Annotated in this window: 25 protein-coding genes and 1 pseudogene; 17 read left to right on the top strand and 9 right to left on the bottom strand. The window is 66.0% G+C overall.

Annotation, left to right across the window (positions count from 1 at the left end):
- Position 1 precedes the first annotated feature (1 nt).
- The 4 genes from IP69_RS16485 (at position 2) to IP69_RS16470 (ending at position 2,894) form a co-directional block, all read left to right on the top strand.
- Positions 2-460, top strand: coding sequence for a RidA family protein (locus IP69_RS16485; protein ID WP_054143924.1), 459 nt, complete (start codon positions 2-4; stop codon positions 458-460).
- Positions 457-1,548: an alanine racemase gene (locus IP69_RS16480; protein WP_156323504.1), complete on the top strand. Its 1,092-nt coding sequence runs from the start codon at positions 457-459 to the stop codon at positions 1,546-1,548. The genes IP69_RS16485 and IP69_RS16480 overlap by 4 nt, the downstream gene beginning before the upstream one ends.
- Positions 1,549-1,611: 63 nt before the next feature.
- On the top strand, positions 1,612-1,974 hold the full coding sequence (locus IP69_RS16475; protein WP_156323503.1) for a hypothetical protein: 363 nt from the start codon (positions 1,612-1,614) through the stop codon (positions 1,972-1,974).
- The gene (locus tag IP69_RS16470) at positions 1,974-2,894 is read left to right on the top strand and encodes an MFS transporter (protein WP_054143922.1); all 921 of its coding nucleotides are present in this window, start codon (positions 1,974-1,976) and stop codon (positions 2,892-2,894) included. The genes IP69_RS16475 and IP69_RS16470 overlap by 1 nt, the downstream gene beginning before the upstream one ends.
- A gap of 45 nt (positions 2,895-2,939) precedes the next feature.
- On the opposite strand, the gene IP69_RS16465 is transcribed toward IP69_RS16470, so the two are convergent.
- The 6 genes from IP69_RS16465 to IP69_RS16440 form a co-directional block, all read right to left on the bottom strand.
- The gene (locus IP69_RS16465; RefSeq protein WP_054143921.1) at positions 2,940-3,479 is read right to left on the bottom strand and encodes a DUF2345 domain-containing protein; all 540 of its coding nucleotides are present in this window, start codon (positions 3,477-3,479) and stop codon (positions 2,940-2,942) included.
- A gap of 87 nt (positions 3,480-3,566) precedes the next feature.
- Positions 3,567-4,292: a DUF1028 domain-containing protein gene (locus IP69_RS16460; RefSeq protein WP_054143920.1), complete on the bottom strand. Its 726-nt coding sequence runs from the start codon at positions 4,290-4,292 to the stop codon at positions 3,567-3,569.
- A gap of 11 nt (positions 4,293-4,303) precedes the next feature.
- Complete coding sequence (locus IP69_RS16455; RefSeq protein ID WP_054143919.1) at positions 4,304-6,103, bottom strand: gamma-glutamyltransferase family protein; 1,800 nt, start codon at positions 6,101-6,103, stop codon at positions 4,304-4,306.
- 15 nt (positions 6,104-6,118) lie between these two features.
- Positions 6,119-7,006 (bottom strand): ABC transporter permease, encoded by an 888-nt coding sequence (locus tag IP69_RS16450; RefSeq protein ID WP_054143918.1) that lies wholly within the window; start codon positions 7,004-7,006, stop codon positions 6,119-6,121.
- The gene (locus IP69_RS16445) at positions 7,003-7,947 is read right to left on the bottom strand and encodes an ABC transporter permease (RefSeq protein WP_054143917.1); all 945 of its coding nucleotides are present in this window, start codon (positions 7,945-7,947) and stop codon (positions 7,003-7,005) included. Before IP69_RS16445 ends, IP69_RS16450 begins: the two co-directional genes overlap by 4 nt.
- A gap of 169 nt (positions 7,948-8,116) precedes the next feature.
- On the bottom strand, positions 8,117-9,622 hold the full coding sequence (locus IP69_RS16440) for an ABC transporter substrate-binding protein (RefSeq protein ID WP_054143916.1): 1,506 nt from the start codon (positions 9,620-9,622) through the stop codon (positions 8,117-8,119).
- Between the two features lie 278 nt (positions 9,623-9,900).
- On the opposite strand from IP69_RS16440, the gene otnK reads away from it, so the two are divergent.
- The 5 genes from otnK to IP69_RS16415 all read left to right on the top strand — a co-directional run bounded on the left by otnK (position 9,901) and on the right by IP69_RS16415 (position 14,956).
- Positions 9,901-11,166 (top strand): 3-oxo-tetronate kinase, encoded by a 1,266-nt coding sequence (gene otnK / locus IP69_RS16435; RefSeq protein ID WP_054143915.1) that lies wholly within the window; start codon positions 9,901-9,903, stop codon positions 11,164-11,166.
- A 71-nt stretch (positions 11,167-11,237) separates the two neighbouring features.
- Positions 11,238-12,572 carry a malonyl-CoA decarboxylase gene (locus IP69_RS16430; RefSeq protein WP_054143914.1) on the top strand — a complete coding sequence of 445 codons (1,335 nt, stop codon included), beginning with the start codon at positions 11,238-11,240 and terminating at the stop codon, positions 12,570-12,572.
- Positions 12,573-12,688: 116 nt separating this feature from the next.
- Positions 12,689-14,236, top strand: coding sequence for a malonyl-CoA synthase (locus IP69_RS16425; protein ID WP_082359399.1), 1,548 nt, complete (start codon positions 12,689-12,691; stop codon positions 14,234-14,236).
- 71 nt (positions 14,237-14,307) lie between these two features.
- Entirely contained in the window at positions 14,308-14,664 is a 357-nt protein-coding gene (locus IP69_RS16420; protein WP_054144008.1) for a type II toxin-antitoxin system RelE/ParE family toxin, read from the top strand.
- A 1-nt stretch (position 14,665) separates the two neighbouring features.
- Positions 14,666-14,956, top strand: coding sequence for a helix-turn-helix domain-containing protein (locus IP69_RS16415; protein WP_054143913.1), 291 nt, complete (start codon positions 14,666-14,668; stop codon positions 14,954-14,956).
- A 42-nt stretch (positions 14,957-14,998) separates the two neighbouring features.
- Here the strand turns inward: IP69_RS16415 and IP69_RS16410 are convergent, their stop codons facing one another.
- Positions 14,999-15,802: a creatininase family protein gene (locus IP69_RS16410; protein WP_349236302.1), complete on the bottom strand. Its 804-nt coding sequence runs from the start codon at positions 15,800-15,802 to the stop codon at positions 14,999-15,001.
- Positions 15,803-16,003: 201 nt separating this feature from the next.
- On the opposite strand from IP69_RS16410, the gene IP69_RS16405 reads away from it, so the two are divergent.
- The 4 genes from IP69_RS16405 (at position 16,004) to IP69_RS16390 (ending at position 20,292) form a co-directional block, all read left to right on the top strand.
- Positions 16,004-17,029: an ABC transporter substrate-binding protein gene (locus IP69_RS16405; RefSeq protein WP_082359398.1), complete on the top strand. Its 1,026-nt coding sequence runs from the start codon at positions 16,004-16,006 to the stop codon at positions 17,027-17,029.
- A 173-nt stretch (positions 17,030-17,202) separates the two neighbouring features.
- On the top strand, positions 17,203-18,018 hold the full coding sequence (locus tag IP69_RS16400; protein ID WP_054143911.1) for an ABC transporter ATP-binding protein: 816 nt from the start codon (positions 17,203-17,205) through the stop codon (positions 18,016-18,018).
- On the top strand, positions 18,015-18,899 hold the full coding sequence (locus IP69_RS16395; protein ID WP_248306867.1) for an ABC transporter permease: 885 nt from the start codon (positions 18,015-18,017) through the stop codon (positions 18,897-18,899). Before IP69_RS16400 ends, IP69_RS16395 begins: the two co-directional genes overlap by 4 nt.
- Before the next feature lies 1 nt (position 18,900).
- The gene (locus IP69_RS16390; protein WP_054143910.1) at positions 18,901-20,292 is read left to right on the top strand and encodes an FAD-binding oxidoreductase; all 1,392 of its coding nucleotides are present in this window, start codon (positions 18,901-18,903) and stop codon (positions 20,290-20,292) included.
- Here the strand turns inward: IP69_RS16390 and IP69_RS16385 are convergent.
- Positions 20,280-21,128, bottom strand: a complete 849-nt coding sequence (locus IP69_RS16385) for a hypothetical protein (RefSeq protein ID WP_156323502.1) — start codon at positions 21,126-21,128, stop codon at positions 20,280-20,282. The genes IP69_RS16390 and IP69_RS16385 overlap by 13 nt on opposite strands.
- A gap of 398 nt (positions 21,129-21,526) precedes the next feature.
- Here IP69_RS16385 and IP69_RS16380 point away from each other — a divergent pair, with 398 nt between their 5' ends.
- From IP69_RS16380 to IP69_RS16365, 4 genes are read left to right on the top strand one after another with little or no spacing between them, the layout of a single operon-like run.
- Positions 21,527-22,672, top strand: coding sequence for an MlaE family lipid ABC transporter permease subunit (locus IP69_RS16380; RefSeq protein ID WP_054144005.1), 1,146 nt, complete (start codon positions 21,527-21,529; stop codon positions 22,670-22,672).
- 16 nt (positions 22,673-22,688) lie between these two features.
- A complete protein-coding gene (locus tag IP69_RS16375; RefSeq protein WP_054143908.1) occupies positions 22,689-23,537 on the top strand; it encodes an ATP-binding cassette domain-containing protein in 849 nt (282 codons plus the stop codon).
- Between the two features lie 3 nt (positions 23,538-23,540).
- Positions 23,541-24,683 (top strand): MlaD family protein, encoded by a 1,143-nt coding sequence (locus IP69_RS16370; protein WP_054143907.1) that lies wholly within the window; start codon positions 23,541-23,543, stop codon positions 24,681-24,683.
- 3 nt (positions 24,684-24,686) lie between these two features.
- Complete coding sequence (locus IP69_RS16365; protein WP_082359396.1) at positions 24,687-25,295, top strand: ABC-type transport auxiliary lipoprotein family protein; 609 nt, start codon at positions 24,687-24,689, stop codon at positions 25,293-25,295.
- A gap of 132 nt (positions 25,296-25,427) precedes the next feature.
- Here IP69_RS16365 and IP69_RS21940 read toward each other — a convergent pair.
- Positions 25,428-26,045, bottom strand: a pseudogene (locus IP69_RS21940) (antitoxin); the annotation flags it as partial.

Genomic DNA, 26,045 nt, shown 5'->3' with positions numbered 1-26,045 from the left:
CATGAGCGCCGAACAGAAGCTGAAGGATCTGGGGCTGAGCTTGCCGGAAGTGGCCGCGCCCATGGCAAACTATGTCCGCTTCAAGAAGGCCGGAGACCTCGTCTTCCTGTCGGGGCAAGGGCCGCGCAATCCCGATGGCTCGATTCCCGCCGGCAAGGTCGGCAAGGAGTTCACCACCGAGCAGGCCTATGAATTCGCCAAGAACACCGGGCTCGGCCTGCTCGCGGCGATGAAGGAAGTGGCCGGCTCGCTCGACAAGGTCGAAATCATCAAGCTGCTCGGCATGGTCAATGCCGTGCCGGAGTTCGGCGACCAGCCCAAGGTCATCAATGGCTGCTCGGACCTCTTCGTTGCGGTGCTCGGCGAGAACGGGCGCCATGCCCGCTCGGCCGTCGGCATGGGCTCGCTGCCGGGCAACATGCCGGTCGAGATCGAAGTCATCATCAAGGTGTTGCCGTGACGGCTCCCGACCATGAAGCCTTGAAGGCCGAGATCGCGAGGGTCCACGGCACGCCCGCCGTCGTCATCGATCTCGACAAGGTCGAGGCCAACATCGCCCGCCTACAGGCGGTCTGCGATACGGCCGGCGTCGCCAACCGTCCGCATATCAAGACTCACAAATCGCCCGAACTCGCCCGCCTTCAGATCGAGGCCGGCGCGCGCGGCATCACCTGCCAGAAGCTCGGCGAGGCCGAGGTGATGGCCGATGGCGGCATCGACGATATCCTGATCAGCTACAACATCCTCGGCGAGCAGAAGCTCGGCCGGCTCGGCCATCTCCAGCGCCGTGTCCGCATGATCGTCGCCGCCGACAACCCCGTCACGATTGCCGGCCTGCCCCAGGCGGCCGAGATCGCCGGGCGCGACCTTGAGGTCGTCGTCGAATGCGATACCGGCCGGCAACGCGCCGGCGTCGAGACGGCGGGCGAGGCGGTCGAACTGGCCAAGCTGATCGCAAGCTCGAAGGGCCTGCGCTTCGCTGGCTTCCTGATGTACCCACCCGAAGATGGCTGGGAGCGCACGCAAGCGTTCCTCGACACGGCCAATGCCGGCTTGCGTGAGGCCGGGCTCGAAGCCGGCATGATCTCGACGGGCGGCTCGCCGAACATCCCCAATATCGGCAAGCTCAAGGGCGCGACCGAGCACCGTGCCGGAACCTCGATCTTCAACGATCGCATGCAGGTCGCGGCCGGCGTGGCGACGCTGGAGGACTGTGCGCTCACCGTCTACGCGACAGTCGTCAGCCGGGCAGGGCCGGAGCGCGGCATCCTCGATTCCGGCTCGAAGACGCTGACGAGCGATTCCGGCGGCCTCGACGGCCACGGCCATATCCTCGAATATCCGGCGGCGAGGATTGCTCGATTCGCAGAGGAGCACGGCTTCCTCGATCTCGCCGCCAGCAATGACCGGCCGAAGGTCGGCGAGGTCGTGCGCGTGGTTCCCAACCATGTCTGCGTCGTCGTCAACATGGTCGATCGGCTGGTGACGGTGCGCGGCGACAGGCTGGTGGGCGAACTGCCGGTGGCGGCGCGCGGCAAGCTCGTCTGACGGGTCCGAGACCGTTCCACCCTCCGCGCCGCGCAAGGTCGACGCGCATTCGAAGGAATGGCTGTGGCCTCAGACCAGGACATCGAGGGCAAGGAACCGGTTGGTCCCGAGGCTGCCAGGCCCGGCGGATCGATCGCGACGCTGGGCGCCATCGTCGCCGGCGCTTTGGTGCTTCAGATTGCCGGCACGCTCATCAACACGCTGGTGCCGCTGAGCCTCGCGCTGGCAAAGCAAAGCCCGCTGCTGATCGGCGTCGTCGGGTCCGCCTATTCGGTCGGCTTTCTCTGGGGCTGCTTCAAGCTGCCGCCCCTGATCCGCCGGATCGGCCATATCCGCGCTTTCGCCGTCTTCGCGTCGCTGCAGACCATGGCAACGATCTCGGTCGCGCTGCTGCCGGCCGAGACCTGGGTCCTGCCGAGTTGGTGATGGGCCTTGCCGCCGCGGGACATGGCGTCTGCATCGAAAGCTGGATCAGCGGGCAGGCTCACCCAAGCCAGCGCGGCCGGATATTCGGCCTTTACCAGATCCTCAACCGCATCGCGCTGATCGCGTCGCAGCTTGCCGTTGGCTATGCCGCCATCGCGATGGAGAGCATGCTGCTGCTGGCGGCGATGGCGTTCTCGTCGGCCCTGATACCCGTCTGCCTGACACGTGCGCGTGGCCCGGAATCCTCCGACACGGGGACGCTCAAGCTGGGTCTGCTCTGGGCCCAGGCGCCGGCCGCGGTGATCGGCTGCCTCTATGTCGGCCTGATGGGTGGCCCTCTGGTCAATGTCGCGCCGGCCTATGGCATCCTGATCGGGCTCGATCAGAGGGCTGCGATCCTGCTCACAGCATCCGTTCAGATCGGCGCCCTGCTGCTGCAATGGCCGATCGGCCATGTGGCCGACCGTTACGACAGCCGCATCATCATGCTGGTGTCGGCCGCAACTGTGATCGCGGCTCTGGGCGGCCTCGGCTTCGGTCTGCTAGCCGGGCCCATGCCTGCGCTCTGGTTGCTCGGACTTTTCGCGATCGTCGGCGCCGGCAGCATTCCGCTTTATACCGTCGCAGTGACGCACGCCTTCGCGCGCCTCAAGGACGAACAGCCGGTGGGGCTGTCCGCCAGCTTGTTGTTCTTGTGGGGGATCGGCTCGACGATCGGCCCGCTGGCCGCCTCCGCGACGATGCAGATGATCGGGCCGCAGGGCCTGCCGCTCTATTTTGCAGCGCTGTCGATCGGGCTTTGCGTGTTTCTCGTGATCCGGCTGGTCCGGAAGCCGGCGCCGGGAGCCTTGGAGACCCGTCATGAGGCGACGCCGATGTCAGTGCCGGGAATGGGGTCGAGGCTGACGCCGCTCAAATGAGCGAAGCGCCGGCCGGGCCGTCGTGCCACAGGAGCAAATTCGCCCCTAGTTCTGCCTGATCTTCGAGCCTTTGATTACCACGTCGGCGGACGCCTTCACGTTGATCTTGCTGCTCGCCTTCAGGCTGACGTCGCGCCCTTCCAGATCGACGGTGCCATCCTTCTTCATCTCCAGCGAGGCGCCGCCCGTCTTGATGGCAACGGCGTCGGCGGCCTCGATCACCAGCGTCTTCCCGGTCTTGATCGCCATGTCTTTCATGGCTTCGAGCGCGAAGGACTGTCGGCTGTGGAGGCTGAGGGCGACCGTCGCTGAAAGGTTGCACCGGCGGCTGTCGAGCGCGATCTCCTGCCCGCCTGTCAGCTTGATCGTCGTCCCGGCCGTGACCGAGACGTTGCTGCCTGCGGTGGCGTTGAGTTGGCTGCCTGCGACCAGAGCCAGCGTCCCTCCGGCGGTTATGTTGATACCGCCCGGCGCGACGATTGAAAGCATGCCGGACGGCGTGGCGGAGATCAGCGCCGTCAGCGCGGCGAGCTGGCTCTCCAGCTTGGCGATACGGCGTTCGAGCGCGTCGCTATCGGCTGCCATGGTGCCACCTCCTGCTGCCCGAACCATCGAACGTAACGGCAAGTGTAGCGCCGTTCGGCAAAGATCAGGAGTCCCCCGCGCAAAAGCTCATTCCGGGTGGCGCGTGTTCCACGCCTGCGCATAGGCGGTGCAGAGCCGGTCGAGTTCGTCGCGGTCGGTGACGCCGGCCGGCCGGCCGCGCGATGGCGAGGCTTGCTGGAACGGGACATAGCGCTGATGGGCCAGGCGCCAGAGCCGGCGCAGTTCGGCCAGCGGATCGGCATGGTCGTCGACGCGAATGTCGAAGCTCGGCACGGGCTCGCCCGACCAGATCCGGATCGCGGCGGATTGCCGGCCGCGCTTGTCGCCGCCCGCCTTCTCGCCCGCTTCGAGCGCGACCAGCAGCCGCTCGTCGAAATCGAGTGCCGACGCCGCGATATAGGCCTTCAGCGTTTGCTGGATCACCTCCGGGCCGCTGAGCATGTTGCCGGCGACGGACACCTGCGGTCCGTCCACCGCTCCGCACCAGTCGATGCAGGCGGCGCCCGTGAAGGCGGCGATCTTGCCTTCGCGGTCGATCACATGAAGCTGGCGATGCGCCCGGCCTTCATCGGCAGCGGTCAGCGTCGCGATGATCTCCACCGCCGAGCGGCCCTCCTGGAGCAGGCGCATACCATCGACGCCGTAGAGCGGATTGACGAAGGCCTGCGTCGCGATCGCCCCGATGCGGCCGCCGCCATAGGGCACGCGCGAGCCCACGGCAAAAGCGCAGGTCGAGACGGCGACGCCATAGGCGCCGGTGGCGGCGTCGCGGGCGACGATGGACCAGGTCATGCGTTGATTCCTCAGCGGCCGGCGGCGTAGGCCTGCATCAGACGCGGCGTGGCGGCTGCGCGCAAGAGGCCGTCGGGGCTCTTCTCGGCCGCCGTCAGGCGCCCGATCGTCCAGGCTGGGGCGCGTTCCAGTTTGTGGCCGCGCGCGACGAGATCGGCCAGCACCCGTTCGCCGACGCTCTCCTCGACTGCCAGATGCCCCGGATTCGCCTCGCGGGGATAGAAGGTCGAGGGGAAGTGCTGGGTGTGGAACAGCGGCAGGTCGATCGCCTCCTGCAGATTGAGGCCATGATGCACCCGGCGCAGGAACATGCCGAGCTGCCACTGCTCCTGCTGGTCTCCGCCCGGCGTGCCGAAGACCAGACGCGGCTCGCCATTCTCGAACGCGAGCGAGGGCGTCAGCGTCGTGCGCGGGCGCTTGAACGGTGCAAGCGAGGAGGGCAACCCCTCTTCGAGGAAGAAGGCCTGCGCGCGGGCGTTGAGCGGGAAGCCGAGCGACGGGATCACCGGCGAGGACTGGAACCAGCCGCCCGACGGGGTTGCGGCGATCATGTTGCCCCATTTGTCGATGACGTCGATATGCACGGTGTCGCCGCGCCGGCCGGCAGCGACCATCGAGGCCGTGGTCGGTTCGCCAACCGTCGCATCGCTCTTGCCGGCCTGGCCGACATAGCGGACGCTGGCCATCGCGCGCGCGACCTGGTCCTCAAAACCGGGAATCAGGCCTGGGCGCAATTCCTGCGAGGCGGTGTCGGTGATGAGGTTGCGGCGTCCGCGCGCATAGTCCTCGGACAGCAGCGTCGCCAGCGGCACCTTCACGAAATCGGGGTCGCCGTAATAGGCCTCGCGATCGGCGAAGGCGAGCTTCATCGCCTCCGCGACATGGTGGATGAAGGCGGCGCTGTCGGGCCCCATCCCGGCGATGTCGATGCCTTCGAGGATCTTCAGTGTCTGCAGGAAGACGGGCCCCTGGCCCCAGGGACCGATCTTGAACACCTCCCAGCCATGATAGGTCGCGCTCGCCGGCGTCTCATAGGTCGGCTGCCAGCGTGCCATGTCGTCGGCGGTCAGCAGGCCCTTGTGGCGCCGGCCCGACGAATCGATCGCCTCGGTTGTGCGGCAGAAGGCGTCCATGGCCTCGGCGACAAAGCCCTTGTACCAGGCGTCGTAAGCCGCCTGGATCTGCTTTTCGCGGCTGCCGCCGGCCGCCTCCGATTCGCTGAGAATGCGCTTGTAGGTGTCGGCGGCCGCCTGGTTCCGAAACAGCACCTTGGCCTTGGGCACCTGCCCGCCCGGCAGGTAAACGTCGCCCGAGGTTGGCCATTCATTCGTGAAGAGGTCGGTCAGGCCCGCGATGGTGTCGCTGACGCGCGGCAGCATCGGGTGGCCGTTCTCGAAATAGCCGATGGCGGGCTCGAGAACCTCGCGCAGCGGCAGCAGGCCATGGTCACGCAACAGCGTCATCCAGGCTCCGAAGGCCCCGGGCACGACGGCCGCGAGCAGCCCTGATCCCGGCACGAGATCGAGGCCGAGTTCCTTGAAAGCCTCGATGGTCGCGGCCTGGGGCGCGTTGCCCTGCCCGCAGATCACCTCGACCTTCTTCGACTGCGCCGAATAGAACACGGCCGGCATTTCGCCCGCCGGCCCGACCAGATGCGGCTCGACGACCTGCAGCACGAAGGCTGCCGCGGCGCAGGCATCGAAGGCGTTGCCGCCCTTCTCCAGCATGGCCATGCCCGTCGCGGTTGCGAGCCAATGCGTCGAGGTGCAGACACCGAAGGTGCCGAGGATTTCCGGGCGGGTGGTGAACATGGGTGGTCCTTAGGCTCAGTTTTCTTTTGGATCGAGGACATCGCGCAGGCCGTCGCCGAGCAGGTTGAAGCCCAGCACGGCGAGGAAGATGCAGATGCCGGGCGCGATCGACATCCACGGGGCCTGCTCCATGAAATTCTTGGCGACGTTGAGCATCTGGCCCCAGGACGGGGCGGGCGGCTGCTGGCCCAGCCCAAGGAAGGACAGGGCCGCCTCCAGAATGATCGCCTGCGCCATGAACAGCGTCGATTGCACGACAATGGGCGACAGGATGTTGGGCAGGATGTGGCGGACCACGATGCGCAGATCCCGAGCACCCACCGCCCGCGCGCCCTCGACGAAATCCTCCGCCTTGACGCTCATCACCTGCGCGCGCACCAGCCGGATGAACACCGGCACCGCCGAAAGCCCGATCGCGATCATCGCATTGGTCAGGGACGGGCCGAGCACGGCCGCGAATGCGATGGCCAGGATCAGGAACGGGCAAGCCAGCATCGCCTCGGTGACGCGCGAAATGCCTGCGTCGATCCAGCCGCCATACCAGCCGGCGAGCAGCCCGAAGGGTACGCCGATGGCGAGCGCGATCAGCACCGAGATGATGCCGGCCAGCAGCGAGGCCTGCGCGCCGAAGAACAGCCGCGAGACCAGGTCGCGCCCGAGTTCGTCCGTCCCGAACCAATACAGCTCGGAGGGTGGCTTGCGGATCGCGAGGAAGTTCGACTTCAGCGGGTCGGCCAGCGGCAACAGCGGTGCCAGCACCGCCATCAGCACGAAGGCGAGCACGACGGCGCCGCCGATCAGCGCCGAGCGGTTGCGGGCCAGCCGCGCCAGCACGCTGGGGCGCGGCCGGAAGGAGGGTTCGGCCGGTCCGGTCAGGGCCGCTGTTTCGGTTACCGCCATCACTGTTGCCTCAGCCGAGGATTGACCAGGATGTAGAGCACGTCGGCCAGCAGGTTCATCACGATGAAGCCGATCGCCGTGCACAAAACCACGCCCTGCACGACGCCGTAGTCGCGGTTGAAAACGGCATCGACGATGAGCTTGCCGAAGCCCGGAATCGTGAAGACCTGCTCGGTGAGGATGGCGCCGCCGAGCAACTCGCCGAACAGGATCGTCGTCAGCGTGATGATCGGCACCAGCGCGTTGCGCAGCGCATGACGGTTCACCACCGCATCCTCGTCCAGCCCCTTGGCGCGTGCAGTCCGGACATAGTCCGAGCGCAGCACTTCGAGCATGGCGGAGCGGGTGTGGCGCATCAGGAAAGCGGCAAGCCCCGAGCCGAGCACGAAAGCCGGCATGATCAGCCGCTCGATCGCGCCGATCGGATCGCTGAAGAACGGCTCGTAGCCCGAAGCGGGCAGCCATTTCAGTTCGACCGAGACGACGAGGATCAGCATGATCCCGAGCCAGAAATTCGGAATCGACAGGCCGCCCAATGCGAGTGCGCTGGTCGAATAGTCGACGACCGTATTCTTGCGCCGTGCCGCGATGATACCGGCGGGAATGCCGATGCCGATGGCGACGATGATCGAGGCGATGGCGAGCTGCAGCGTGACCGGCAGCTTCTGCAGGATCAGCCCGAGAACCGGCTCTCCAGTGCGCAGCGAGCGGCCGAAATCGCCCTGCACCACCTGGCCCAGCCAAGCGAAGAACTGGACGACGATGGGGTCGTCTAGGCGGTAGAGCGCGCGCAGCCGGGCGATCACCTCCGGGTCACGCTCTTCACCGGCGATGACGAGGAATGGATCGCCCGGCAGCGCGCGCTGCAGGGCGAACACGAACAGCGACACCAGGAACAGCGTCGGCAGCGCGATGAGGATGCGGCGGCCGATTAGCGCGAGCATGGACTTCTCCCTCCCCCCGCTTGCGGTGGGGAGGGCTGGGGTGGGGGGCAGTGCCGCTCGGCGAGACCATGAAGGACAGCGCTCAGGCTTTGCGCCCCCCCATCCCTAACCCTTCCCCACCGCAAGCGGGGGGAAGGGAACAGGTCTGCGTTCCCGAAAGACCAGAGCCTCAAGACCGCTTCATCCCCGCCAGCCGGATCATGCCATCGGGGCTGATGACGAAGCCGCTGATGTTGGAGCGCATCGCGAAGAACACCGTCTGGTTGTAGAGGTAGACGATCGGCAGCTCGTCCTGCAGGAATTTCTGAGCGGCGTCGTAGCGCTTCTTGCGCTCGGCGACGTCGTAGATCGTACGCGCTTCGTCGAGCAGCTTGTCGACCTCGGCATTCGAGTAGCGACCGTCGTTCTGGTTGCCCTTCGACGTCACGAACTGGTGCAGGTTGCCGTCCGGGTCGATGCGGCCCGACCAGCCGATGCGGCTCATCTGGAACTTGCCCTGCTGCTGGTCGCGCAGCTGGCTGGCGAACTCGGTCGAGCGGATCTGGATGTCGATGCCGGCTTCCGCCGCCATCGCCTGGATGACCTGGCCGAGCTGGGCGTCGACCGGGTTGTTGGTGACGAACAGCTCGACCGAGACCTTGGTCAGCCCGGCCTCCTTGAGCAGCGCCTTGGCCTTGGCGACATCGCGCGCCGGCACCGGGAACTGGGCGCTGACATAAGGATTGCCGGGGTTGAAGGGCTGGATGATCGGCGCGTAGAGGCCCTCGAACACGACCTGGCTCAGGACCTTCCGGTCGATAGACAGTGAAAGCGCCTGCCGCACGCGCTTGTCCTGGCCCATCGGCTGCTTGGCGGCGTCGCCATGGGCGGTGTTGATGGTGATGCCCTGGTAGCCGAGATTGGCGACGCTCGCGACCGTCAGGCCCTTGTCGGATTGCGCCGACTTCACATCGGTCGGAGCCAGCCGCTCCAGCATGTCGAGTTCGCCCGAGCGCAGATTGGCGAGGCGGACCGTGGTGTCGGGGATCGCGCGGTAGAGGACGCGGTCGAAATGGTAGTTCTGCGCCTCCCAGTGCTCCTTGAAGCGCTCCAGCACGATGCGGTCGTTCTGAACGCGCTCCACGAACTTGTAAGGGCCCGAGCAGACCGGCTTGGCGCCGACATCGCCCGTCAGGCTCTTGGGCGCCAGCATCATGCCGGCCCGGTCGGTGAGTTGCGCCAGCAGCGTCGCATCGGGGCGCTTGAGCTTGAGCGAGATCGTGGTCGGATCGACGACCGTGATGCTGTCGACCGAGGCGAGCTCGGATTTGCGCAGCGAGTCGGGCAGGGTGCGGGCACGCTCGAGATTGGCCTTTGCGGCCTCGGCATTGAAGGCCTCGCCATCATGGAACTTGGCATCGCTGCGCAGCTTCATCGTCAGCGTCAGCCCGTCGGCCGAAAACGACCATTCGGTCGCCAGGCGCGGCACGATCTTGAGATCGGGCGTGATGTCGAGCAGCTTGTCGCAGAGCCCCTTGAAGACGATGCGGCCGACGAAGGTGCGGGCCTTGTGCGGATCGAGGACGTCGGGGTCTTCCTGCAGGCCGATGCGCAAGGTGGAGGGCGCCTGCGCCAGCGCGGGCAGGGTGCCCAGCGTCAGAGCGGTGGCGCAGGCCAGGACGGTGAGCAGCTTCATCGAATGTCCCCTTTTGTGATTGCGGTCATGATCGCGCGAGATCGTCCCGGTTGGTACCAGCCTGATGCAAAATCGCGGCGGCGTCGATGGCGATCATGTCGCGCAAGGCTCGCCGCTGCATGCTTTTGCAGAGCGCCACTGCATGCAAGTTGACGGCCAGCCGCACCGGCACACGAGGCGTATGCAGATGCGCCGGCCCCGCTCGCCTTGACGACACCGGTTCTCTACGAGACGACGCTGCCAAGCGCCCGCATGAGGCGCAGGATGGGAGAGCGCAGATGCTGCTGGGTGTGATCGCCGACGACATGACGGGCGCGACCGATGTCGCCCTGATGCTGAACCGCAGCGGGATGCGCACGGTGCAGGTGATTGGCGCGCCACGCCCGGGCCAGATGCTGCCGGAAGCCGACGCCATCGTGGTCGCGCTGAAATCGCGCACCAATCCGGTTGCCGAAGCGGTGGCCGATTCGCTCTCCGCCTGCGCGGCGCTGCTGGCGGCTGGTGCAAGGCAGATCCTGTTCAAATACTGCTCGACCTTCGATTCGACGGCCGAGGGCAATATCGGCCCGGTCGCGGATGCTCTGGCACGGCGGCTGGGCGCGGAGATCGCCATCGTCTGCCCGGCCTTTCCGGCCAATGGCCGCTCGATCTATCAGGGCTATCTCTTCGTCGGCGCGGTGCCGCTGCATGAAAGCTCGATGAAGGACCACCCGCTCACCCCGATGCTGGATTCCAATCTGATGCGGCTGATGGGCGCGCAGACGAAGGCGCCCGTTGGGCTTGTCGATTACCAGACGGTCCTGGCCGGCACCGAGGCGGTCAAGGCCCGCTTCGCCAGCCTGACCGGGGAGGGCGTTCGCTACGTCGTCACCGACGCACTGACCAATGCCGATCTGATGGTGCTGGGCGAGGCGGTCTCCGGCCATGTGCTTTTGACGGGCGGCTCGGGCATCGCGATGGGCCTGGCCCAGAATTTCCGCAAGGCGGGGCTCCTGCCGCAGCGCGAAATTGCTGCCAGCCTCAGTGCGCCTGAAGGCCGCGCCGGCATCATCTCCGGCAGTTGTTCGACGGCGACGCGCGGCCAGATCGAGGCCGCGATCGAGGCGGGCTATCCCGCGCTCAAGGTCGATCCGATGGAACTGGTCTCAGGCCAGCAGGATGCCCAAAAGCTCGCCGACTGGGCGCTGGCGCAATCGCCTGACAAGCCCTTCCTGCTCTATTCCAGCGACGATCCCAGGGAGGTCGCCGCCATTCAGGACAAGCTTGGCCGCGAGAACGCGGGCGAGACGGTAGAACATGCCTTCGCGCAGACGGCGGCTTTGCTGGCGAAAGGCGGCGTCTCGCGGATGCTTGTCGCGGGCGGCGAGACCTCGGGCGCGGTGGTTCAGGGGCTCGGCATCGGCATGCTGGAGATTGGGCCGGAGATTGACCCGGGCGTGCCCTGGACACGGGCGGCGGACGGCCAAGACATGGTCATCGCGCTCAAATCGGGCAATTTCGGCGCGCCCGATTTCTTCCTGAAGGCCTGGAGCCTGTTGCGCTGAGGCCAATTGCAACCAAGGCCGGGCTTGCGCAGGACGACGCGCAGGGCATGATGCGATTTCAGGAGGGCCGGATGGATATGGCGTTTCTCGGCGATCTGTTGACCAACGTGGCCGGTCGGGGCCGGGCCCTGATCGGGTTCGAGCGCTTCGCCGGTCAGCGTAACCGACCGATCGACCGCCTCTGCGAAGACCTGCTCACGGGGCGGGGCGAGGCGTCGGGCATGGCTCTGGCGCAGGGTGTTCTCGATGCGTGGGAACGGCTTGACCGGCCCGGCCGCCAGGCCTTCTTCACAATGCTCCAGGAGCGTTTCGGGCCCGATCACGATCGGCTCGCCAAGGCGATCGACGCCTATCGCGAGGAGCCGAGCGCCGCTGCCATCGCAGCCCTGCATCTTGCCTCCGAGCCGCGCCGGCAGGAGTTGCTGCGCCGCCTCAATCTCGCACCCGGAGGGACGCATGTGCTGGTTCGGATGCGCGAGGCGCTGTTCGAGGCGATGGAGAGCGATCGCGACCTGGTCGCGGTCGATTCCGATTTCCGTCACCTCTTCGGCTCCTGGTTCAACCGCGGCTTCCTCGTGCTGCGCCGCATCGACTGGCGCAGTCCGGCCAATGTGCTGGAAAAGATCATCCGCTACGAGGCGGTTCACGAAATCCAGGGCTGGGACGATCTGCGTCGGCGGCTGGAACCGGCCGACAGGCGCTGCTTCGCCTTCTTCCACCCGCAACTCATCGACGAGCCGCTGATCTTCGTCGAGGTCGCGCTGACCGGTGCGATTCCCCGCAGCATCGGCGAGGTTCTCAGCGGCGAGCGGCAGGTGCTCCCGGCCCAGTCCGCGACGACGGCGGTGTTCTATTCGATCTCGAACTGCCAGGAGGGCCTGCGCGGTATCTCCTTCGGCAACTTCCTGATCAAGCAGGTCGCCGAGGACCTGAAGCGCGAACTGCCGGGGCTCGACACTTTCGTCACGCTCTCGCCGGTGCCGGGCTTTGCGCGATGGCTCGATGGCATCGTCTCCGACCCCGGCGAGTTTGCGCTGACGAATGAGGAGCGGTCTGAAATCGCCCGCCCGGCGGTCGAGGCGATCTCGCTCGACGAGGCGGCCAGAGCGCGTCGCGACAAGCTGCTCGGCCAGATGGCGGCGCAGTATCTGCTGCGCGCCCGCACCAACTCCGGCCGCGTCATCGACCCCGTGGCCCGCTTCCATCTCGGCAATGGTGCGCGGCTGGAGCGCATCAATGTCGGCGGCAACCTTTCGGCGCGGGGCCTGCGCGAGTCCCATGGCGTGATGGTCAATTACCGTTACGACCTCGACGACATCGAGACCAACCACGAGGCCTTTGCCACGCGCAACACGGTGGTCGCTTCGTCGGGTGTCAAAAAGCTGCTGCGGCCGGCGGCCGTCTGAGAAGGGCGAATGGCGAATGGCGAGTGGCATCAGGATGTGCCATCGCCCATTCACCAGACATGCCGCCACCCGCCATTCGCCACCTGCCAATCGCCTCCCCAGAAGGACCCGAAATCATGGGCAACCACCTCTTCGACCTCGTCCGTGCGCGCATTCCCGCGCCCGACGCCCCCTTCGCGCTGCTCGATGACGGCCGGCGCTACGCCTATGTCGACATGGTCGATGTCTCCGGCCGCTTCGCCAACGCACTGGTGTCGCTCGGCGTGAAGCCGGGCGACCGCGTCGCGGTACAGGTCGAGAAGTCGATCGAGGCGCTGATGCTCTATCTCGCAGCGGTGCGCGCGGGCGCGATCTTCCTGCCGCTGAACACGGCCTATACCCCCGCCGAGATCGAATATTTCCTCGGCGATGCCGAACCCTCCGTCTTCGTCTGCGATCCCGCAAAGGCCGAAGCTTTGAGGCCCTATGCCGACAAGGTCGGCGCCAAGCTCGAGACGCTGGGCGTCTGGCGCTCGCCGGACGTCTCGGCCGGCACGCTCTCCGACAAGGCCCTCGCGGCTGAGACCGCCTTCGCCGACGTCGCGCGCGGGCCCGACGACCTGGCCGCCATCCTCTACACCTCCGGCACGACGGGCCGCTCCAAGGGCGCGATGCTGTCCCACGACAACCTCGCCTCGAACGCGCTGGCGCTGGTCGATTACTGGCGTTTCATAAAGGACGACGTGCTGCTCCACGCGCTGCCGATCTTCCACACCCATGGCCTTTTCGTCGCGACCAACTGCGTGCTGTTTTCCGGCGCCTCGATGATCCTGCTGCCGAAATTCGATCCCGATCAGGTGTTCAAGTACCTACCGCAGGCGACCTGCATGATGGGCGTGCCGACCTTCTATGTCCGGCTGCTGCAGGATACCCGCCTGACGAAGGACGCGACGAAGCACATGCGCCTCTTCGTCTCCGGATCTGCGCCGCTGCTGGCCGAGACGCATCGCGAATGGCGGCAGCGGACAGGCCACGCCATCCTCGAGCGCTACGGCATGACCGAGACCAACATGAACACCTCCAACCCCTATGAGGGCGAGCGCGTGGCCGGCACGGTCGGCTTCCCGCTGCCGGGTGTCGAGGCGCGCGTGGCCGATCCGGAAACGGGAAAGCTGCTCAGCCCCGACGAGATCGGCATGATCGAGGTGAAGGGACCCAACGTCTTCAAGGGCTATTGGCGCAACCCCGAGAAGACCGCCGCCGAGTTCAAGCCGGACGGCTTCTTCATCACCGGCGATCTCGGCAAGATCGACGCCGCCGGTTATGTCCACATCGTCGGACGCGGCAAGGACCTGATCATCACGGGCGGCTACAACGTCTATCCCAAGGAGGTCGAGACTGAGATCGACGAGATGCAAGGCGTGATCGAGAGCGCCGTGATCGGCTGCCCGCATCCGGATTTCGGCGAAGGGGTCACGGCGGTCGTGGTGGTCAAGCCCGGCGCGACGATCACAGCGGCTTCGATCGCGGCGACACTGGAGCAGCGCCTCGCCAAGTTCAAGCTTCCCAAGCAGGTCTTCATTGTCGATGACCTGCCGCGCAACACGATGGGCAAGGTCCAGAAGAACCTGCTGCGCGATCAGTACAAGGACATCTATGCGCGGCAGATGAAGGCGGGGGAGTAAGGGCTCCAGAGAGTGCCCTCGTCGTATCATTTTCGCTTGAAGACATACGGCAATGCCGTATGATTCTTCTCATGCAGACCGTTCTGTTGACCTCGGTTTTCGAACGGCAGGCGAAAGCGGCGGGGCTTGGTGACGAAGAGATTCAAGACATCGCAGTGGCGATCGAGAGCGACCCGCTCGGCGGCGCCGTAATGGTCGGGACCGGCGGCGCGCGCAAGATGCGACATGCCGGCCGCGGCGAAGGCAAGAGCGGCGGCTATCGCACGATCCACTACTTCGGCGGGAACGACGTTCCCGTGTTTCTCCTCGCTCTGATCGACAAGGACAAGAGAGCCAATCTGACCAAGGCCGAGCGCAACGACCTGGCCAGGATCCTTCCGAAGATTGCCGAAGCCTACAGACGGACGACGAAGACAGGAGAGCGATGAGATGGCGACGCTCGGACAGGACCTGATCGAAAGCGCCAATGAAGCGCTGGCGATTGCTCGTGGCGAGAAGGTGCCCGCCAAGTCCATCGCGGTTGAGGCTGTTGATGTCGTGGCCATTCGCAAAAGGCTGGGGCTGTCGCAGCAGGCATTTGCGCGCAAATTCGGATTGAGCACAGCGACCTTGCGTGATTGGGAGCAGGGCCGCCGCAGCATGGATCGCACTGCGCAGGCTTTGCTCAAGGTCATCGATCACGCCCCTGATGCCGTCGAAAGGGCATTGAAGCTGGCTTAAGCCCGTCGCCGCTTGCGAGCCTCAGACGAAATCAGGTCGATTTCAGTCGGCCGCCCCGCGCAGCCGTTCCAGGGGGAACCGCGCCACGTCGGCCAGCAACTCGACGAACCCCTTCGCTTGCAGGGCTGCGGTCGCCTTGCCCTTCTCGGCGCTGGCAAGCGAAGCATCGCCCGCCGCGCCCGAGGGGTGCACGTCCTGCGCCATCCAGGCCATCGCATGCAGCCCCGTAGGCCGCAGCCAGGTGTAGTCCTCCGCCGCCATCTCGACCGTCAGCGGGTTAAACGCTGCAGCCTGTCTCATATCGACGAGGTCGGGCCGGAAATGCAGCATCAACGAGGTTTCGATGTCGCCGGCATGGATGCCGTGGTTGGCGTCAAGATCGGCGAAGAGACCGGGCGGCAGGCCGAAGGCGCGCCAGGCCGTCGTCACCGCCAGCATGCCGTGGCGCACGCGCAGCTCCCGCGCCACGACCTTCATCGGGTCGATATTGCCGCCATGCGAGGTCAGGATCACCAGCTTTTGAATGCCCGCGCGCCGGACGCTCTCGCCGATCTCGATCCAGCTCTGTGTCGCGCTTTTCCAGGAGAGCGTCAGGGTTCCGGGTGAATGGAGGTGCTCGTTCGATTTGCAAACCGCCTGTGTCGGCAGAACCAGCACGTCGAGATCTTCCGGCACCAGCGGCATGGCCTCCGCCAGCATGGCGTTCATGATGGTGGTATCGACGGAGACCGGCAGATGCGGCCCGTGCTGCTCGATCGCCGCGAGCGGCAGCACGGCCACCGTGTGCTCCGCAGACAGGCCGACAAAATCGGTGGTCTTCAGATCGCCCCAGAAGCGCGCGCTCATCGTCAATTGGTCCCCGGATCGTGAAAATCGCCAGCCTGGATCATCGGCTGGTAAAGTGGATGATGGCCCCACCGGTGGGCAAGACCGTTCCGCCGCGCGATGGCAAGCGGAGGCGGTTCCGCGTTACCACCGCCCATGGCATATAAGTTGCTCGCGCGCAGCAAAGGCATTTGCCGAGGGTTATCAGGGGAGGTCGAAACCATGACGATGACGAAATATCGCCTGACGCGCCGTGGTGCGCTTGGCCTGCTCGGCGGCTCGGCGCTGGTGGCGGTGCCCGGCGCCCGAGTCAGCGCCCAGACGCTCGACAAGGTGTCCTACCAGACGAATTGGCGCGCCCAGGCCGAGCATGGCGGCTTCTATCTTGCCGCCGCCAACGGCATCTACAAGAAATACGGCATCGACGCCGAAATCCGACCCGGCGGCCCGCAGCAGAACCCTTCGCAGCTTCTGCTCGGCGGCCGCGTCGACATGATCATGTCGAACTCCTTCGAGGCGATCCGCTATGCGCAGGAGAACATCCCCTTCCTCTGCATCGGCTCGATCTTCCAGAAGGACCCGCAGGTCATCATCTCGCATCCGGGCGTCGGGCATGATTCGCTGGCCGCGCTGAAGGGCAAGCCGATCCTGGTCGGCGCTGCCGGGCGCAACAGCTACTGGCCCTTCCTGAAGGCGAAGTTCGGCTACACCGACGAGCAGATCCGGCCCTATACCTTCAACATGGCGCCGTTCCTGGCCGACAAGACGATCTCGCAGCAGGGCTTCCTGTCGTCGGAGCCCTTCGCCATCCAGAAGCAGGGAGGCGTGACTCCGGTGGTTCACCTGATCGCCGATGCCGGCTTCGAGAACTATAACACCACGATCAACATCTCGCAGAAGATGGTCGCCGAGAAGAAGGACCTCGTGCAGCGCTTCGTCACCGCCTCGCTGGAAGGCTGGGCCGAATACATGAAGGGCGGCCCGGCTGTGGCCGCCGCCAATGCCCAGATCCTGAAGGACAACCCCGACATGGATCAGGAGAAGATCGACTACGCGGTCAAGGTGATGAACGAGAAGGGCATCGTGCTCTCGGGCGACGCGCTGACGCTCGGCATCGGCGCCATGACGGACGCGCGCTGGGGGTCGTTCTACAAGACGATGACGGAAGCCGGCGTCTTCCCCGCCGGCATCGATTTGAAGAAGGCCTATAGCCTGGAGTTCATCAACAAGGGTGTCGGCAAGGCATAAAACAGCCTTTCAGGTCCGCAAGGAACCACACCGTCATCCCGGACAAGCCGCGAAGCGGCGCAGATCCGGGATCCATCATAGCGTGCAGTCGGCGCCCTATGATGGATCCCGGGGCAAGCCCGGGATGACGGCACAGGTGTTTTTGGCTGTCACAGACAACGGATCATCAGGCATTGGACACAGCCTTTCTGAGCAGCCCTGCCGCCTCCCGCCCCGAGGGTCGCAAGCCCTTGGTCAGCGTGCGGCATGTCTCCAAGCAGTTCGCCAACGGCACGCTGGCCGTTCGCGATGTCGATCTGAACCTGGGGGAGGGCGAGTTCGTCAGCCTGCTTGGGCCGTCCGGCTGCGGAAAATCGACGCTGCTACGGATGATCGCGGGCCTCGGCGCGCCCTCCAGCGGGACGATCGAGTGGCCGACCACGAGCCATGACGCGTCGGGCGAGCCGCAGCGAGATCTCGGCTTCGTCTTTCAGGACCCGACGCTGATGCCCTGGGCCAGCGCGCTGGACAACGTCATGCTGCCATTGACCCTGAAGGGGGTGCGCAAGGCCGAGGCCCGCGAACGGGCCGCCGCGATGCTGGCCCTAGTCGGGCTGGCCGGTTTCGAAAGATCCTACCCGCGCGAGTTGTCCGGCGGCATGAAGATGCGCGTCTCGATCGCGCGCGGGCTGGTGCTGCGGCCCAAGATCCTGCTGATGGACGAACCCTTCGCCGCGCTCGACGAGATCACCCGCCACCGTCTCAACGACGATCTGCTGGAACTCTGGTGGAAGGAGAGGTTCACCGCGGTCTTCGTCACCCATTCGGTGTTCGAATCCGTCTATCTCTCGAAGCGGATCGTGGTCATGGCGGCGCGGCCCGGCCGCGTCATGGCCGATCTCGACGTGGACGCGCCCTATCCGCGCGACGACCTCTTCCGCACCTCGCCGGAATACGCCCATCTCTGCCGGGTGGTCTCGGGCAAGCTCAAGGAGGCGATCGGCTCATGAGCATGCCATCGATCGAGGCCTCTGTCGCCGCCCATGACGGCACAGACGCCGAGGCCCGCCCGGTCTTCGTCACGGAGCCGCGCCTGCTTGGCCTGCCAGCCAGCGCCTGGCCGCGCATCCTCGCGCCGATCGTGATCGGCGTTGTCACGCTCGCGGCTTGGGAGTTCGCCGTCCGCTGGAACGCCATCCCGGCCTACATCCTGCCCGGGCCCCTGCTGATCGGCCAGACCCTGGTGTCCGACTGGGGCACGCTGTCAGGTTCGCTCTGGATCACGCTGCGCATCACCTTCATGGCGCTGGCTGCGGCGGTCATCGTCGGCGTCACGCTTGCTGTGCTCTTCACCCAGTCGAAATGGCTGGAGATGTCGCTCCTGCCCTATGCCGTGATCCTGCAGGTGACGCCGATCGTGGCGATCGCGCCGCTGATCATCATCTGGGCCGGCGACGTCAATCTCGCTTTGCTGATCTGCGCCTGGATCGTCGCCTTTTTTCCAATCCTGTCGAACACCATCCTCGGACTGAACTCCGCCGACCATAACCTCGTCAACCTGTTCCAGCTTTATGGCGCGACGCGCTGGCAGACGATGCGCCATCTCAAGCTGCCGGCGGCGCTGCCTTACTTCCTGGCCGGGCTGAAGATCTCGGGCGGGCTGGCGCTGATCGGCGCGGTCGTCGCGGAATTCGTCGCCGGCACCGGCGGCAGCGCCTCTGGCCTCGCCTACCGCATCCTCGAGGCCGGCTATCAGCTCAAGATCCCGCGCGTCTTTGCCGCCTTGCTGATGATCTCGCTATCGGGCATCGCGATCTTCCTCGCGACGAGCTGGATCTCGCATATGCTGCTGAGACGCTGGCACGAGAGCGCCCTGAAGCGGGAGAACTGAGATGAGCGCCTTGCCCGAACGCCAGCAGAAGCCAGAGCGGAACTCGCGCTACGATATCGCCGCGCTGAAGGGCGATCTCGATGGCATCCCGCTGATCGACGAGACGCAGGTCGTCCGCAAGCGGTCGCGAGATTTCTTCTGGTACTCCCCGATCCTGAATCAGCAACTGGCCGACAAATCCGCCGACATCATCGCCATGCCTCGCGACGAGGCGGAGGTGGTCCGCATCGCGGCCGCCTGCGCGAAGCGCCGCATCCCGCTGACGGTGCGGGCGGCGGGAACCGGCAACTACGGCCAAGCCGTCCCGCTCGAGGGCGGCGTGCTGCTCGACATCACCGGCTTGACCGGCATCGAATGGCAAAAGCCCGGTATCGTGCGCACCGCCGCCGGCTCGCGGATGCTCGATGTCGATCTCGCCTTGCGTGTGACCGGCCATGAGCAGCGCATGCATCCCTCGACCAAGCGCAGCGCCACCGTTGGCGGCTTCGTCGCAGGCGGGTCGGGCGGTGTCGGCTCGGTCACCTATGGTGGGCTGCGCGAGCCCGGCAACATCCTGGCCGCACGCATCGTCACGGTGGAGGAGGAACCGCGCATCATCGAGTTGCGCGACGACGCCGCCCAGAAGGTCAACCGCGCCTATGGCACGACCGGCATCATCACGGCGCTCGAAATGCCGCTGGCGCCGGCCTGGCCATGGATCGACGTCATCGTCGCCTTCGACAGCTACATGGACGCCTTCGAGACGGGCTATGAGGTCGCGCTTGCAGACGGCATCGTCAAGAAGCTCGTCACGCCGATCTCATCGCAGATCACGCCCTATTTCGGCGCGCTCAAATCTCATTGCCCGGAGGGCAAGAGCATCCTGATCTGCATGATCGCGGAGGGCTCGCTCGGCCCGTTCAAGGCGATCGTCGGCAAGCGCGGCGCGGTGACCTACGAGGCGCCTTCGGAGGAGGGGCCGGGCACGGTGCCGCTTTACGAGTACACCTGGAACCACACCACGCTGCAATGGCTCAAGAGCGACCGGTCGATCACCTATCTGCAATGCCTGTTCCCGCATGACCGACTGGTCGAAAGCGCCCGCGAGACGATCGAAGCCTTCGGCGACGAATTGTTGCCGCATCACGAGTTCATCCGCTTCGGCGGGAAGGTGACGGCGAGCGCCCTGCCGATCCTGCGCTATTCGACGCCGGAGCGCCTCAACGCGGTGATCGCTCAGCACGAGGCGGCGGGCGTCTTCATCGCCAATCCCCATGTCGTCTCGCTGGAGGAGGGCAGCCGTCACAAGCGCGCGGATGCCGACCAACTCGGCTTCAAGCGCGAGGTCGATCCGCGCGGGCTGCTCAATCCGGGCAAGATGGCAAGCTTCGTGCCCGGCGATCAGGCGAAATAGGCAAGCTTGCGGTCAACCGGCAGCGCATCGATGTCGCGAAGGCCTGCCTCGGAAAAGCCACCGACTGCACGCGTTGCCGAGCTGGGCGGCCCGACAGGACGCGTCTCGGCCGCCGCCAGCGGCAAGGGCGTGTCGACCGGGCCCGTCATCATGCCATCGATCGGTTCGCTGAAAACGATATCGGTGTCGCGTTGCAGCATCGAGCCGATCTGTGGCTCGCCCCCGAGCAGCCCCGCTGCCGCGAAGCTGGCGGCGGGACGAGTCAGAGCGCCGTCTTCAACGTCCACCATCTCGAGATCGTCGAAGCCGGCGGCGGCAGCGAGGTCGCGCAGGCCTGCTCCGTGGCCCGGCTGCGTCGGCGCGCTGAAGGGATCGATCTCCGGCGCAACCGGCTTCAGGCCAATGACGGCGCGCAGACTGCTGTCCAGCATGGCGATCGTGTCGGCGATCTTGTCGATCTGCTGCACCGTGCCGTCGATCAGCGCCGCGGCAGTCGAGATTTCGGCCGCGCGCTGGTCCAGCAGATCGCACAATCCTTCGTTGGCCCCGGCTTCCCGCAGACCCCACGCGGCTTCCTGCACAGACTCCGTTGCCTGAACGATGGTCCCGGCGGCACGCTCGATGCGTGCGGCCAGCCCGGATGCGCGCTCTTCGCCCTTGCCGCTGATCCGCTCGAGATCGATCCGCAAATCCGCGATCAAAGCCGCCGCTTCGCCGAAATCCGGCTCTGCCACAGGGGGCAACAGGCCCTGACCGACCACGCGCTCGATCCGCCCGATGGCGCCCAGAAGCTGCAGCGTGTCGGCCTGGCGGTTGCGCTTGGCGAACTCGGCCATGAACCAGCGCCCGCGCGCCGTCTCCATGACGGCGGACTCGATCGCCTCATAGTCGGTTTCGCTCAGCGGGGTCACTGAACGCGCTTCGCTCATGACTGACCTGTTCTTCGAGGACCGATGCCACGAAACACCGGGCGCGATGCGCCATGGCGGACCATGCTGCCATAATGCTTAACAATGTATTTGCGCGGGGTGGCGGGCGGCGGCGCTTTCGGAAAAAGCAGCCTGTGCTGCGCTCAGGCCACCGGGCCGCATCGCGATGCAAAGTGTGGCTTACCTACCCTTGCCAAGCTGCATGGGCCCGGCGATACAGGCAAAAGGGGTAGGCAGGCGCCTCAACAGGCGTCGCGGAGCGATTCAAGGCCGTCGCGTTGCGGACGAAGGACATCACGCAGACCATGGCGACCCCTGACACCGCCGAACCTCAAGCCGTATTCCGAGACGACGCCGGCACACTGGCCGTTGTTCTCGCCGGATCCTGGAGCGCCGATCGCGCCCGGCGAATCGAGGCTCTGGCTGCGGAGATCACCGACCGGCTCGCCAAGGCTCCGCGTGCCAGGCTCGATCTGTCGGCCGTAGATCGGCTCGACACGCTTGGCGCCTATGTTTTGAACCGCGTGAGACACCAGCGCGAGACCGGCGGTGGCACGATCGAGGTCGCCAGCAAGCGGCCCGAGCACCGCGTCCTCATGGACGAGGTCGGGGTGCACGACCATCACCAGCCCGCGCCCGAGACTCCGTTCCGTCTGGTCGAGGTGCTGGTCAGGATCGGGGCCGCGATCGTGCGTTTCGGCCGCGACATGGCGGGCGGCGCGACGTTCCTGGGCGAAATCGTCGTCGGCTCGGCCGCCGTCGTCGTCGGTCCGCGCAAGTTTCGCGGTCCATCCCTGGTCAATCAGATCGAGCTCATCGCCTTCAACGGCGCGCCGATCATCATGCTGATCTCGTTCCTGGTCGGCTGCATCGTCGCCCAGCAGGGCATCTTCCAGCTGCAGCAGTTCGGCGCGACCGTCTTCGTGGTGAACCTGACCGGCATCCTGATCCTGCGCGAACTCGCGGTGCTTTTGACCTCGATCATGATCGCCGGACGCTCGGGCTCTGCCATCACCGCCGAAATCGGCTCGATGAAGATGCGCGAGGAGATCGACGCCCTGCGCGTGATGGGTCTGGACCCGATCGAGGTTTTGATCGTCCCGCGCATTCTGGCGCTGGTGATCTCGCTGCCGATCCTGACCTTCATCTCGTCGATGTCGGGCCTGACGGGGGCGGCACTGGTCTCCTGGCTCTATGGTGGGATCGGCATGGACACCTTCCTGGCGCGGCTGCAATCGGTCATCACCTGGAAGCATTTCGCCGTCGGCCTCATAAAAGCGCCATTCATGGCCTTCGTGATCGGGCTGATCGCCTCGCTGGAAGGTCTGGCCGTGAAGGGCTCGTCGGAGTCGCTCGGCCGCCAGGTCACGGCCTCCGTGGTGAAGGCGATCTTCATGGTCATCGTCGTCGACGCGCTTTTTGCCATGTTCTTTTCGTCGATCGCGTTTTGAGGACCATGCCCCGCACATGAGCGAACAGGGGATTCAGGAAGCCGATCCGGCCACCCAGCAGGATGAAGTGCCGCGCGAAGCCGAGCGCGAGGTCGTCATCCGCGTGCGCGACCTGAAAGTGGCGTTCGGCGAGAAGGTCATCATGGATGGCCTGGATCTCGATGTGATGCGCGGCGAGATCCTGGGCTTCGTCGGCGGTTCGGGGCAGGGCAAATCGGTGCTGACCCGCACGATCCTCGGGCTGGTGCAGAAGGCCCATGGCACGATCGAGGTCCTTGGCGAGGATGTCGATACACTGAATCTGGTGCAGCGCCGCGCCCTGGAGCGCCGCTTCGGCGTGATGTTCCAGCAGGGCGCCCTGTTCTCGGCACTGACCGTCAAGCAGAACATCCAGCTGCCGATGCGGGAATATCTCGACATGTCGCCGGGCCTTCTCGACGAGATGGCGATGGTGAAGCTCGATCTTGTCGGCCTGCCAGCCGACGCCGCCGAGAAATCCCCGTCGGAACTCTCGGGCGGCATGATCAAGCGCGCCGCTCTCGCGCGCGCCCTGGCGCTCGACCCCGATATCGTCTTCCTCGACGAGCCGACATCGGGGCTGGACCCCATCGGCGCCGCCGAGTTCGATCAGCTCATCGTGACCCTGAAGGAGACTTTGGGCCTCACCGTGTTCATGGTAACCCACGATCTCGACAGCCTTTATTCCGCCTGCGATCGCATCGGCGCGCTGGCCGATAAGCGTGTCATCGCCGTCGGCCCGCTGGCGACGATGCTGGCATCCGATCATCCATGGCTCAAGGCCTATTTCGGCGGCGAGCGGGCAATGGCCCGCATGCCTGCCGATCACAGAAAAGAAGCAGTCTAGACCATGGAATCGCGGGCAAATTATGCGCTGGTCGGACTGTTCACCCTGGCGATCCTGGCGGCGCTGTTCGGTTTCGTCTTCTGGTTCAACAGTGGCGGCGCCGGCAAGCAGACACAGGTGCGGGTCATCTTCAGTGGAACGGTGACGGGTCTCGGCCGCGGCTCCAGCGTGCTCTTCAACGGCCTGCGCGTCGGCGAGGTGACGCAAATCGAGCTGCAGCCCGACGATCCCCGCCGCATCTACGCAGTTATCCAGATCGACGCCACGACTCCTCTGCGGGTCGATACCCGGGCCCGCATCGAATCCCAGGGCCTTGCTGGCGTGGTCGCCGTGCAGCTGCTCGGTGGCGATCCCGATGCGGCCATCCTCGTCGCCGATGCCGGCCAGTCGATGCCGACGATCGTCGCGGAGCGCTCGGAATTCCAGGACATCCTCGAAACCGTCCGCACCATCGCCAGGCGGGCCGACGAGGTGCTCGGCAGCGTCGAGGGACTGGTCAAGGACAATGCCGGCTCGATCAGCAACACCGTCAAGAACGTCGAGCGGTTCTCGGCGGCGCTCGGCAACAATTCAGAGGGCATCGACAAGCTGATGCAGAGCTTCGGCACGATCGCCGACACCATTGCGCCGCTCTCGCAGAAGCTCGGTGTCCTGAGCGAGGAGCTGACGCAGATCGTCCGCTCGGTCGATCAGAAGAAGGTCACCGAGATCATCGGCAATGTCGATCGCTTCACCGCTGCACTTGGCGGTTCGAGCGACGATGTCGGCAAGGCGGTCAAGGACGTGGCCGCGATCACCGGCAAGCTCAACACGGCAGCCGACCAGGTCGAGGGTGTGATGAAGAGCGCGCAGGCCTTCCTGAACACGGCCGCCGGCAAGGACGGCCGCAGCGCCTTCACCGAGGTCAGCGACGCCGCCAAGTCGATCCGTGTTCTCGCCGACAATCTCGACAGGCGCACCGCAGAGATCACCTCCGGCATCAGCCGCTTCACAGGGCCGGGCCTGCGCGACATCGAGGCGCTGGCAAGCGACGGACGCCGCACGCTGACGGACCTAAACCGCACCTTGCGGAGTTTGGAACGTAACCCGCAGCAGTTCATCTTCGGCGGCAAGCCCCCGCTCCCTCAATATGGTGGATCCCGCTAAGTCATGACGACCCAGGCCCAGCCCTCGCCGCGCTCCCGATTCCGCAAACCGACCGTTCCTGTGCTGCTGCTGGCGGCAGGCGTTTTTCTGGCCGGATGCAGCGGAAGCAGCGCACCGACCACCTTCGACCTGTCGGCGCCGCGCGATTTCGGCCGTCTCGGCGGCTCGCGCGCGACCTTGATGGTGCAGGAGCCGACGACGGTACAGGCGCTCGATTCCGACCGCGTCATCATCCGCGACTCCAGCGGCGCGCTCTCCTTCCTGGGTGGCGCGCAATGGGCCGACCGCGTGCCCAAGCTCGTCCAGGTGCGCCTGATCCAGACCTTCGAGAATGGCAGCCGGCTCGGCTCGGTCGCTCGTCCCGGCGACCGCATCACGCCTGAGGTTCAGCTGCTCACCGATATCCGCAGCTTCAACATTGATGCCGCCAGCGGCGCGGCTGTGGTGGAGATCACGGCCAAGCTCGTCGGGGACCGCACCGGCGACATCCGCCGCGCGCGGCTGTTCTCGGCCCGCGTCCCGGCTGGCGCCGTGGATGGCGCGGGCGCCGCCCAGGCCCTCGACCGGGCGCTGTCGCAGGTGCTGGTCGACATCGTGCGCTGGGCGCGCTGAGGTGGCGGCTCCAACACAGCGGTAAGGACGAGCTCGCCCGCCGAGTCAGGCCAGTTCCCAAGCGATCTTTGAAACAAGAAGACCGCCCCGAAGGGCGGTCTTCTTTATGTCTGGCCCTTGAGCCGGCAGGCGCTATTCGAAGCGCCCGCTCGCATGGGCGAGCATCGTGTAGACCTTGCCGGTCTCGGACGTCAGGTAGGTCTTGGCGACCATCGAATCCCTGTCGTCCTTGGCGGCTTCGGCCAGCAGGCGCTCGAATTCGTCGATATAGCGATCGACCGTCTCCTTAAACTCGACGTCGCGGCGGTATTTGCGGCGGATCTCGTCGAAGGTCTGCTGGCCCTGCAGCGTATAGAGGCGGCGCGTGAAGACGTTGCGCTCGCCGCGCTTGTAGCGGTCCCACAGCTCGACCGCGGCGTCATGGTCGATCATCCGGGCGATATCGACCGAGAGCGAATCGAGCCGCTCGATCGAATGCGCCGTCGGCCGAGGAGCTTCGGGCGCCTTTTCCTCGCGCGAGGCGCGGTTGAGCAGGTCCGAGAGCCAGCCGGTCTTCGCGACCGGCTGGAGATCCGGTGCGGGCTGGCGGCGCGCGACCTCCTGAACCGGGGCCGGAGCAGGGGCGGCAACGGGGGCGGGCGCGGGCCGGGCGGCAGCCACCGGCGCCGCCGGCCGCATCTCGACGCGCGGCTCAGGGAGAACAGCGGCCGCTGTCGCGTCAAGCGAGGGGCGCAGCAGCGGCTCGGCCAC

Origin of the sequence: Allobosea sp. AAP35 (assembly GCF_001295925.1) — a bacterium.
In the GTDB taxonomy this organism is placed as follows: Bacteria; Pseudomonadota; Alphaproteobacteria; order Rhizobiales; family Beijerinckiaceae; genus Allobosea.
Note: the sequence above shows the minus strand (reverse complement) of the source record. Positions and strands in the feature narration are given on the sequence as shown.